A 12,521-nucleotide genomic window follows, 5' to 3' on the forward strand; every position below is an offset into this window, starting at 1 on the left:
GGTGAGCGGCCGCGCGGATTCCCGGGGGATGGCCGTGCGGTGGGCTTCTTCCGCAGCGTGCCGACGGTCGCCGTTCGTAACGTGGCCGCCTGTCGCGCCCCGCTCCCCGCGCCGGGCGGCCCCGACCCCAGTGAGCGAAGTGTGGTGACATGCTCAGGACCGAGTTGATCCGCCCCGTCCACGAGCTGGTGCGCGACCACGCCCGCGACATCCCGGAGCGCACCGCCTACTCCGACGCCCGCCGTTCCGTGAGCTACGCGGAGCTGTCCGCCCGCACCGGGCGGCTCGCCGGGCACCTGGCCGCCCTCGGGGTGGCCCGGGGGGAGCGGGTGGCGTTCGTGCTCGGCAACGGCGTGTCCCTCGTGGAGAGCTACCTCGCCACCGCCCGCGCCTCGGCGGTCGGGGTGCCGGTCAACCCCCTGTCCAGCGACGACGAGCTGGCCCACCTCCTGGCGGACAGCGGCGCCGTCGCCGTCATCACCGACCCGGCGCGGATCGCCAGGCTCACCCGGGTGGCGCCCGCGCTGACCACTGTCCTCGCCGACGAGGTCGACCCGGTGGACTGGGACGGCCCCCGGTTCGAGGACCTCGCCACCAGCCCCGCGCCGGAACCCGCCCGCGACGACCTCGGGGTGGACGACTGGGCGTTCATGCTCTACACCTCCGGGACCACCGGCCGACCCAAGGGTGTGCGTTCCTCCACGCGGAACTCGCTGTGGACGATCGCCGCCTGCTACGCCCCGATCCTCGGCCTGAGCGGCGAGGACCGCGTGCTGTGGCCGCTGCCGCTGCACCACTGCCTCGGCCACCACCTCGGCACCCTCGGCGTGCTGGCGGTGGGCGCCAGCGCCCACGTCACCTCCGGCTTCGCCGCCGAGGAGGTGCTGGCGGGGCTGGCGGCCGGGGAGTTCAGCGTGCTGGTCGGGGTGCCCGCCATGTACCAGGAGCTGCTGCGGGCCACCGACGCCGACGGCATCGTCGCCCCCGGGCTCCGCCTGTGCCTGACCGCCGGCGCGGTCGGCGGCGCCGAGCTGCCGGCCCGCGTCGAGGCCCGGTTCGGTGCCCCGCTGATCGACAGCTACGGCACCACCGAGACCTGCGGGCCCATCACCACGAACTGGCCCGGTGGCACCCGCGTCCCCGGGTCGTGCGGGCTGCCCGTGCCCGGCCTGTCCGTGCGGCTGGTCGACCCGGGCACCCGCACCGACGTGCCGGTCGGCGAGGACGGCGAGGTGTGGGTGCGCGGCCCCAACGTCATGGCCGGCTACCACCGGGACCCCGAGGCCACGGCGGACGCGCTGCCCGGCGGCTGGTACCGCACCGGCGACCTGGCCCGCCGCGACGACCACGGCTACCTGACCGTCACCGGCCGCATCTCCGAACTGATCATCCGAGGTGGGGAGAACATCCACCCCGCCGAGGTGGAACAGGTGCTGCTGGGCGCTCCCGGCGTCCTCGACGCCGCCGTGGGGCCCGCGCCCGACCCCCGGCTCGGGGAGGTGCCGGTCGCCTACCTCGTCGGCCGGGACGACCTCGACCCCGAGGAGGTCCTCCGCGTCTGCCGGGAGAAGCTCGCCGGGTTCCGGGTGCCCACCCAGTTGCGCGCGCTCGACGCCCTGCCCAGGACGGCCGCCGGCAAGGTGACCCGGCACCTGCTGGCCGAGCGGCCGTGGCGGCTGCTCGCGGAGGTCCCGACCACCGCCGAGGAGCCCGCGCCCGGCGCCGACGAGGGGCGCGCGGACGGCCTCCGCGCCGGCCTGCTCCCGTTGTCCCGCCGGGAACGGCACCGGCGGCTCCTCGGCCTGGTCCGGGAGGGCACCGCCGCCGCGCTCGGCGTCGACCGGGCCGACGTGGCCGACGACCGGCCGTTCGGGGAGCTGGGGCTGACCTCGCTCACCGCCCTCCTGGTGCGCGACGCGGTGGTGCGCCGCGCGGGCGTGCCGCTGCCGGCGACCGTCGTCTTCGACCACCCGACCCCCGCCGCCGTCGCCCGCCTCCTGCGGGACCGGCTGTTCGGCACCACCACCACCACGGTCACGGCCGGGGGGACCTCGTCCCGGCCCGAGCCGCGCCGCCGGGCCGCACCGGTCGAACCCGACGACGACCCGGTCGTCATCGTCGGCATGGGGTGCCGCCTGCCCGGCGGGGTCGACGACCCGGCGGACCTGTGGCGGCTGGTCGTCGACGGCGTCGACGCCACCGGTGAGTTCCCCACCACCCGGGGCTGGCCCCTGCACCGGCTGCACGACCCCGACCCGGACCGGCCGGGGCGCTCGATCACCACCCGGGGCGGTTTCCGCGCCGACGTCGAGGACTTCGACGCCGAGCACTTCGGGATCTCCCCGCGCGAGGCGCTGGCGATGGACCCGCAACAGCGGCTGCTGCTCGAAGTGGCCTGGCGGACGCTGGAGAACGCCGGCATCGCCCCGGACTCGCTGCGCGACCGGGAGGTCGGGGTCTTCACCGGGGTCATGCGCCACGAGTACGGAGCCGGCATCGACCCGCCGCCGCCCGAACTGGAGGGCTACCTCGACGTCGGCAAGCTCGGCAGCGTCGCCTCCGGCCGCATCGCCTACACCCTGGGGCTGCGGGGACCCGCCCTCACCGTGGACACCGCCTGCTCCTCCTCCCTGGTCGCCCTGCACCTGGCCGCCCGGTCCCTGCGGGCGGGGGAGTGCGAGCTGGCCCTCGCCGGGGCGGCCACCGTCATCAGCACACCCCAGTTGTTCGTGGAGTTCTCCCGGCAACGCGGGCTCTCCCCGGACGGCCGCTGCCGATCCTTCTCCGCCGACGCGGACGGCACCGGCTGGGGCGAGGGGGCCGGACTGCTGCTCCTCCAGCGGCTGTCCGCCGCCCGGCGGGACGGCCGGGAGGTGCTGGCCGTGCTGCGCGGCTCCGCCGTCAACTCCGACGGCGCCTCCCACGGGCTGACCGTGCCCAACGGACAGGCCCAACGCGCCGTGATCCGCCGGGCCCTCGCCGACGCCGGGTTGGAACCGTCCGAGGTGGACGCCGTCGAGGCGCACGGCACCGGCACCGTGCTGGGCGACCCCATCGAGGCCAACGCCCTCGCCGACACCTACGGCGCCGACCGGGACCACCCGCTGTGGTTGGGATCGCTGAAGTCCAACCTCGGCCACACCCAGGCGGCCGCCGGCGTGGCCGGCGTGATCAAGGTGGTGCTGGCCCTGCGCGCCGGCCGACTGCCCCGCACCCTGCACGTCGACCGGCCCTCCCCCCACGTGGACTGGGCCACCTCCGGGTTGGCGCTGCTCACCGAGGAACAGCCGTGGCCCGACCACGGCCGCCCCCGCCGCGCCGGCGTGTCCTCCTTCGGGATCAGCGGCACCAACGCCCACGTCGTCCTCGAACAGGCGCCCGCCCCGCCAGAGGCGGCCCCCACCACGCGGACACCCCCACCGCTGGTCCCCCTCGTGCTGTCCGGCCGCGACGACCAGGCGCTGCGCGCCCAGGTCGACCGCCTCACCGACCACCTCCGCGGGTCCGGAGGGGCCGACGCCAGCGACCTGGGGTTCTCGCTGGCCGCCGGCCGGGCCACCCTCGACCACCGGGGCGTGCTGCTCCTCGGCGCCGACGAGGACCCGGCGCGGGCGCTGCGCGACTGGTCGGACCGCGCCGTCACCACCACGGTGGGCGGAGGAGGGGACGGCGTCGTCCTCGTCTTCCCCGGCCAGGGCTCCCAGTGGGCGGGCATGGGCACCCGGCTGCTGGCGGTGTCCGCACCGTTCCGCGCGGAACTGGCCGCCTGCGATGACGCCCTCCGCCCCCACCTGGGGTACTCCGCCCTCGACGTCCTCACCGGCGCCGAGGGCGCCCCCAGCCTGGACACCGTCGACGTCGTCCAACCCGTGCTGTGGGCGGTGATGGTGGCCCTGGGCCGGCTCTGGACCTCCCTCGGGGTGCGCCCGGACGCGGTCATCGGGCACTCCCAGGGAGAGCTGGCCGCCCTCTGCGTGGCCGGCGGGCTCGACCTGGGCGACGCCGCCAGGATCATCGCGCTGCGCGCCCGCGCCCTGCGGGAGATCGCCGGCGACGGCGGCATGGTCTCGGTCCCGCTGTCCGCCGCCGACACCGAACGCCGACTGCCCCCGGGAACGGTCGTCGCCGCCAGCAACGGGCCCCGGTCCACCGTGGTCTCCGGTGACGGCGCGGCCCTCGCCCGGCTCGTCGCCTCCTGCGCGGATGATGGCATCCGCGCCCGACGCATCCCCGTCGACTACGCCTCCCACTCGCCGAGGATGGAGGCCCTGCGGGACCGGCTCGTGGACCTCGCCGCCGACATCCGCCCCCGCTCCTGCGACACCCGCTTCTACTCGACGGTGACGGGCACCCGCGTCGACACCGCCGACCTGGGACCGGAGTACTGGTTCCGCAACCTGCGCGACCCCGTGCGGTTCCAGGACGCCGTCGAGGCCGCCCTCGCCGACGGGCACCGCGTGTTCGTCGAGTCCAGCCCGCACCCCGTGCTCACCGTCGGCCTCACCGACATCCTCGACGAGCGGGAGGCCACCGGGGTCGTCACCGGCTCGCTGCGCCGCGACCACGACGACCTCACCCCCCTGCTCACCGCCGCCGCCCAGCTGTGGACGGCCGGGGTCGACGTCGACTGGACCTCCTGGTTCCAGAGCAGCGGCGCCCGCCGCGTCCCGCTGCCCGGGTACGCCTTCCGCCGCCAGCGGTTCTGGCTGCCCCCGGCCGGCGGCGGGACCGGTGACCTCGGCTCCGCCGGGATCACCGCCGCCGACCACCCGCTGCTGGGCGCGTCCGTCGACCTGCCCGACGCCACCGTCCACACCGCGCTGATCTCCCTCACCACCCACCCGTGGCTCGCCGACCACGCCGTGCGCGGCACCGCCCTGGTGCCCGGCACCGCCGTGCTCGACCTGGTGGCCACCGTCGCCGCCGGGCACGGCTGCGACCGGATCGAGGAGTTGACCCTCACCGCCCCCGTGGCCGTGGAACTCGACGTCCCGGTCACCCTCCGGCTGGTCGTCGACCAGCCCGACGCGGACGGCCGCCGCCCGGTGGCCCTGCACGCCCGCGCCGGCGACCGCCCGTGGACCACCCACGCCACCGGGGCCGTCGTCGCCGCCGGCCCGGGCCCCGCCCCGGCCGCCTGGTCGACCGGGGCGGCGGAGCCGGTCGACCTCGACGGTGCCTACGACCGGCTCGCCGACCGGGGCTACGAGTACGGGCCGCTGTTCCGGGGCTTGCGGGCGCTGTGGCGCACCGGCACCGGGCCCGGCGCGGAACTCCGGGCCGAGGTCGAACTGCCCGAGGACACCGGCGGGGACTTCACCTGCCACCCCGCGCTGCTCGACGCGGTGCTCCAGGCCATCGGCGCCAGCGGCGCGGACGTCGGGGGAGCGGGCACGCCACTGCCGTTCGGCTTCACCGGCGTGGAACTCCGCGCCCCCACCGGCCGCGCCCTGCGGGCCCGGCTCCGCGTCCTCGACGCCACCACCGTCGAGGTCGTCGCCGTCGACCACACCGGCCGGCTCGTCGCCCGCGTCGAGGCCCTGACCCTGCGGTCCCCCGCCGCCGCCGCGCCGGCACCGCACCGCCTCGACCACGTGCCGGTCGACCACCCGGCCGCGACCGACGTCCGGGTCGCGGCGCTCGACGCCGACCTGACCGCCCCGCACCCGGTGCCGGACCCGGTGCCCGTCGAGGACGCCGAGTTCGTCCTGGTCCGCGCCCCCGCCGGTGACCCGGGCACCGCCACCCTCGCCGCGCTCGCCCTGGCCAAGGACTGGATCGGCCGCGACGCCACCCTGGTCGTGCTCACCCGGGGCGGCGGGCCGGTGACCGGGCTGTTCCGCGCCGCCGCCACCGAACACCCCGGCGCCTTCGCCACCGTGGACGGTGACCCCGGCCCGGCCTGGCCGGCGGTGTTCGGCGCGCTGCGCGCCGGCGAGTCCGACCTGGCCGTGCGGGACGGGGTCGTCACCGCCGCCCGGCTGCGACCGGCCAGCGCCCCACCACCCACCGACCCACCGCCGCTGCCCGTGCCCGACGGGCCGTGGCGGTTGGCGATCGGCGGAACCGGCTCCCTCGACGACCTCGCCGCCGTCCCCGCGCCACCCGACCCCCTGCGGCCCGGCCAGGTCCGGATCGCGGTCCGCGCCGCCGGCGTCAACTTCCGGGACGTCCTGCTCGCCCTGGGCGTGGTCACCGTCACCGACGACGTGCTCGGCGGCGAGGCCGCCGGGGTCGTGGTGGAGACCGCCGCCGACGTCACCCACCTCCACCCCGGCGACCGCGTGTTCGGCGTCGTCGACGGTGCCTTCGCGCCCCGGGTCGTCGCCGACGCCAGGATGCTCGCGCCGATCCCGGCCGGGTGGTCCTTCGCCGACGCGGCCGGTGTGCCCATCGCCCAGCTCACCGCCCACTACGGCCTGTTCGACGTCGCCGGCCTCCAACCCGGGCAGACCGTGCTGGTCCACGCCGGGACCGGCGGGGTGGGCATGGCCGCGATCGCCCTCGCCCGTCGCCACGGCGCGCGGGTCCTCGCCACCGCCAGCCCCGGGAAGTGGTCGGTGCTGCGGGACCTCGGCATCCCCGAGGACCACATCGCCTCCTCCCGCGACACCGGCTTCGAGGAGCGGTTCCGCGCGGTCACCGGCGGCCGGGGAGTCGACGTCGTCCTGAACTCCCTCACCGGCGAGTTCGTCGACGCCGGGCTGCGCCTGACCGCGCCCGGTGGCCGCTTCGTCGAACTCGGCAAGACCGACATCCGCGACCCCGGCACCGCACCCGGGCTCACCTACCGGGCGTTCGACCTGCTCACCGACGCCGGGCCCGAGCGGATCGGGGAGATGCTCGCCGCGCTGACCACCGACGGCCCCGGGCCCCTACCCACCCGGGCCTGGGATGTCCGGCACGCTCGCGGCGCGCTGCGCGTCATGGCAGCCGGCCGGCACACCGGCAAGAACGTGCTGACCGTGCCGGCACCGGTCGACCCCGGCGGCACGGCCCTGATCACCGGCGGCACCGGTGTCCTCGGCGGACTCGTCGCCCGCCACCTGGCGGCCCGGCACGGCATCCGCCGCCTGGTGCTCCTCAGCCGCGGCGGCCACGCCGCGCCGGACCTGCTCGCCGACCTCGCCGAGGCCGGGGCCGAGGTCCGGGTGGTGGCCTGCGACGCCGCCGACCGCGCGGCGCTGCGGGCGCTGCTGGCCACCGTGGACGACCTGGGCGTGGTCGTCCACGCCGCCGGGGTCCTCGCCGACGCCACCGTGGCGAACACCGACCCCGACACCCTGCCTGTGGTGCTGGACCCGAAGATCGCCGCCGCCCGCCACCTGCACGAGCTCACCGCCCACACCGACCTCGCCGCGTTCGTGCTGTTCTCGTCCATCGCCGGCACCCTCGGCGGCGCCGGGCAGGCCGGCTACGCCGCCGCCAACGCCGCCCTCGACGCGCTCGCCGTGGAACGGCGGGCCGCCGGCCTGCCCGCCGTCTCGATCGCCTGGGGCATGTGGGCCGAGGTCAGCGGCATGACCGGCCACCTCACCGACCGGGACCGGGAACGCCTGCGGCGGGGCGGTGTCCTCCCGATGGACACCGACGCGGCCCTCGCCCTGTTCGACGCCGCCCTCGACTCGCCCGACCCCTGCGTGGTGGCCGCCGCGCTCGACCCGCGCTCCGCGCGCCCCCTGCCACCCGCGATGCGCGCCCTGGTCCGGGGCCGGCCCGTCGACCGGCCCGCCCGGGGCGGCGGCGCGCGGCTCGGCGACCTGCCGGCGGCCGACCGACCGGCCGCCGCGCTCGCCCTGGTGCGCGCGGAGGCCGCCGCCGTCCTCGGCCACCCGGGCCCGGCGGCCGTCGTCCCCGACCGGGCCTTCTCCGAGCAGGGCTTCGACTCCCTGACCGGGGTGGAACTGCGCAACCGGCTCCAGGCGGCCACCGGGCTGCGGATGTCCACCACCGCCGCCTTCGACCACCCCAGCCCGGCCGCCCTGGCGACCCACCTGCTCACCGCGCTCGACGGGACCTCCGCACCGGCCCGGACCGCCACGAGGGCGGCCCCGGCCGCCGAGGACGAACCGGTGGCGATCATCGGGATGAGCTGCCGGTTCCCCGGGGGCATCGCCTCGCCGGAGGACCTGTGGCGGGTGGTGGACGACGAGGTCGACGTCGTCGGCCCGTTCCCCACCGACCGGGGCTGGGACCTCGCCGCCCTGTTCGACGAGGACCCGGACCGGACCGGCACCAGCTACGTCCGGGCCGGGGCGTTCCTCGACGACGTCGCCGGGTTCGACGCGGCGTTCTTCGGGATCTCCCCCCGGGAGGCGACCGCGATGGACCCGCAGCAGCGGCTGCTGCTGGAACTGGCCTGGGAGGTCTTCGAGGACGCCGGGATCGACCCGACCGCGCTGCGCGGCAGTCCCGTCGCCGTCTACGCCGGGCAGATCCACCACGACTACGTGGGCCGGTTGCGCACCGTCCCCGGGGAACTGGAGGGCTACCTGGGCCACGGCACCGCCGGCAGCGTCGCCTCCGGCCGCATCGCCTACACCTTCGGTCTGGAGGGTCCCGCCGTCACCGTCGACACCGCCTGCTCGTCGTCGCTGGTGGCCCTGCACCTCGCCGTGGGGGCCCTGCGGTCCGGCGAGTGCGACCTGGCGCTGGCCGGCGGCGCGTCCGTGATGTCCTCCCCCACACCGTTCGTGGAGTTCTCCCGGCAACGGGGCCTGGCCCCCGACGGCCGGTGCAAACCCTTCGCCGCCGCCGCCGACGGCACCGGGTGGTCCGAGGGCGCCGGGTTGCTGCTCGTGGAACGGCTCTCCGACGCCCGCCGCCACGGTCACCCCGTGCTGGCCGTCGTGCGGGGGACCTCGGTCAACCAGGACGGCGCCTCCAACGGGCTGACCGCCCCCAACGGACCCGCCCAGCAACGCGTGATCCGGCAGGCGCTGGCATCCGCCGGCCTCGCCGCGCGGGACGTCCACCTCGTCGAGGCCCACGGCACCGGCACCCGGCTCGGTGACCCCATCGAGGCCGAGGCCCTGCTCGCCACCTACGGGAGGGACCGGGACGCCCCGTTGTGGTTGGGCTCGGTCAAGTCGAACCTGGGCCACTCGCAGGCCGCCGCCGGGGTCGCCGGCCTGATCAAGGTGGTGCAGGCGATGCGGCACGCCCGGATGCCCAGGACCCTGCACGTTGACCGGCCCACCGGGCACGTCGACTGGACCGCCGGCGCCGTCGAACTCCTCACCGAGGCCAGGGACTGGACGGGGGAGGCGCCACGACGGGGCGCGGTGTCGTCCTTCGGGGTGAGCGGCACCAACGCCCACGTCATCCTCGAACAGGCCCCCGACGAGCCCGGACGGCCCGACCCGGCACCCGACATCGGACCGTCCACGGCGGCGCCGCCGCTGCTGCTCTCCGCCCGGTCCGGGGCCGCGCTCACCGAGCAGGCCGGCCGCCTCGCCCGCCTGCTCACCGACGACGACGTCGACGTCACCGACGTCGCCCACGGACTGCTGACCCGGCGGGCCGCCCTCGACCGGCGCGCCGTCGTCCTCGGCGCCGACCGCGACGGGCTCCACGCCGGGCTGCGCGCGCTGGCCTCCTCACGTCCGACGCCGTCGGTGGTCACCGGGGTCGTCGACCCCGACGCGCGGACCGTCCTCGTGTTCCCCGGGCAGGGGGCACAGTGGCCCGGCATGGCCCGCGACCTGCTGGCCGAGAGCCCGGTGTTCGCGGCCAGGATCGCCGACTGCGCCGCCGCCCTCCGCCGGCACGCCGACCTCGACCTCGAGGCGGCGCTGCGCACCGGGGCCGGCCTGGACCGGGTCGACGTCCTGCAACCCGCGCTGTTCGCGATGATGGTGTCCCTCGCCGCCGTGTGGGAGGAGCACGGCGTCCGACCCGACGCCGTCATCGGCCACTCGCAGGGGGAGATCGCCGCCGCCTGCGTCGCCGGTGCCCTCTCCCTCGACGACGCCGCCCGCGTCGTCGCCGTCCGCGCCCGCGCCCTGCGGGACCTGGCGGGCACCGGCGGGATGCTGTCGGTGGGGCTGTCCGCCGCCGACGCCGCCGACCACCTGGCACCCCACGCCGGCCGGGTGAGCGTGGCGGCCACCAACGGCCCCCTGGCCACCGTCCTCGCCGGACCGCCCGAGGACCTGGACGCCCTCGCCGCCGCCCTCCACGCCGCCGGGGTGCGGGCCCGCCGCATCGCCGTCGACTACGCCTCCCACAGCCCGGCCGTCGACGCGCTCCGGGACACCCTGGTCCGCGACCTCGCCGACATCCACCCGGGACACCCGACCGTGCCGATGCGCTCGACGGTCAGCGGCGACTGGGTGCGGGCCGGGGAACTCACCGCCGACCACTGGTTCCGCAACCTGCGCGAACCGGTCCGCTACCTGCCCGCCACCGAGGCACTGCTCGCCGGGGGCCACCGCACCTTCGTGGAGGTCAGCCCGCACCCGGTGCTGCTGCCCGCCACCGGCGACATCGCCGAGGCCGCCGGCGTGCCCGTCGGACTCGTCGCCACCCTCCGACGGGACCACGGCGGCCACCGGCAGGTGCTCACCGCCGTCGCGGAGGCCCACGTGCGGGGTGTCCCCGTCGACTGGTCGACGGTGATCGCCAGGCGCACCGCCCGGCCCGTCGCCCTGCCGACCTACCCCTTCCAACACCGGCGCTACTGGATCGACGAACCGGACACCCCCCAGGAGCGGGACGACGACTTCTGGACCGCCGTCCACGACGGCGACACCGAGACGCTCCGGACCCGGCTCGGGCTGGCCGACGTCGAGGACCTCCACGCCCTCGACCGGCTGCTGCCCGCCCTGGCCACCTGGCACACCCCGGCCGGCGCCGACCTGTGCCACCGCGTGGAGTGGCGGCCCCTCCCGCACCGACCCGCCACCACCCCGCCCGAGGGCCGGTGGCTGGTCCTCACCCCGAGCTCCGTCGAGGTCCCCGCCGGCATCCCGGCCGGGTTCGAGGTGCGCACCGCCACCGACACCTCCCGCGCGGGCCTGGCGCGGCTGCTGGCCGACGGCGAGGCCGCCGGCGTGGTCTCCCTGCTGTCCCTGGCCGACGAGGGCACCGCCACCGGCGGCCTGTTCGCGACCGTCCACCTGGTCCAGGCCCTCCCGAAGGGCGTTCCGCTGTGGATCGTCACCCGCGGCGCGGTCTCGGCGGCACCCGGGGACGACGTGCCCAACCCCGGGCAGGCCGCCCAGTGGGGGCTGGGACGGGTGCTCGCCGCCGAGCGCCCCGACTCCTGGGGCGGACTGGTCGACGTCGTCGACCTCGACGCGCTCACCTGGCTGCCGACGGCCGTGGCCGGCGACGAGGACGAACTGGCCCTGCGGGCGGGCCGGGCGTGGACGCGCCGGATCCGGCCCGCGCCCGCCCCGCCCACCCCGGGCCGGTGGCGGCCGGCGGGCACCGCCGTGGTCACCGGGGGAGAGGGCACCACCGGCCGCCTCGTCGCCACCTGGCTGGCCGCCATGGGGGCCCCGCGCGTCCTCCTGCTGACCGACCCGGCCACGCCCCCACCCGAGGACCTGCCCCCGGCCGTCCACCCCGTTCCCTGCGACCCGGCCGACGAGGACGCCCTGCGGGCCGCCCTCGCCGACGAGACCCCCCGCGTCGTGGTGCACACCGCCGGAGTCCTCGACGACGCGATGCTCACCGACCTCACCGACGCCCAGCTCACCCGCGTGCTGCGCACCAGGGTCACCGCCGCCACCGCCCTCGACCGGGTGAGCCGCGACCACGAGGTGGACGCGTTCGTCCTGTTCTCCTCGGTCGGCGGCACCCTCGGCGCGTCCGGGCAGGGCGGCTACGCCCCCGGCCACGCCGTCCTCGACGCCCTCGCCGCCCGCCGCCGAGCCCAGGGCCTGCCCGCCGCCTCCGTCGCCTGGGGCCACTGGGCCACCGACGGCGACCACGGCCGCCGCCCCGGGGTCCGCGACCTCGACCCCGAGCGCGCGTTGGCGACGCTGCGGCGGATCCTCGACGCCCCCGCCGACACCCTCGTGGCCGACCTGGACTGGGCGGTCGTCGCCGGCCCCACCCCGCCACCGCTGCTGCGGGACCTGCTGCCCGCCGCCGAGGACACCGCCGGCCCCGCCGACCTGCTCGCCCGGTTGCGGGCCGCCGACCCGGCGGCCCGGCACCGCATCGTGCGCGCCCTCGTCCTCGACACCACCGCCGCCGTCCTCCAACACGGCGAGTTGGACTCCGTCGACCCGGGCCGGGGATTCCGCGAACAGGGGTTCGACTCACTGGCCTCGGTCCGGCTGCGCGACGGCCTGAACACCGCCACCGGGCTCCGACTGCCCGCCACCGCCGCGTTCGACCACCCCACCCCGGACGCGCTCACCCGCCACGTGCTCGCCGAACTCGATCTCGACGACGCGCCAGGGGCCGGTGGGGCGGACATCGAGTCGGCCAGCGACGAGGAACTGATCGCGCTGCTCGACGCCGAGTTCGGCATCTCCTGAGGAACGGAGGCAGGACGTGACCGACGA

At 77.2% G+C, this 12,521-nt stretch carries 1 protein-coding gene; it reads left to right on the top strand.

Annotated elements, in window-relative coordinates:
- Positions 1 to 149 precede the first annotated feature (149 nt).
- A complete protein-coding gene (locus ACOJVX_RS10885; RefSeq protein WP_422647492.1) occupies positions 150 to 12,494 on the top strand; it encodes a type I polyketide synthase in 12,345 nt (4,114 codons plus the stop codon).
- The last annotated feature ends 27 nt before the right edge of the window (positions 12,495 to 12,521 follow it).

Origin of the sequence: Actinoalloteichus caeruleus (assembly GCF_049311605.1) — a bacterium.
GTDB lineage: Bacteria > Actinomycetota > Actinomycetes > Mycobacteriales > Pseudonocardiaceae > Actinoalloteichus_B > Actinoalloteichus_B caeruleus.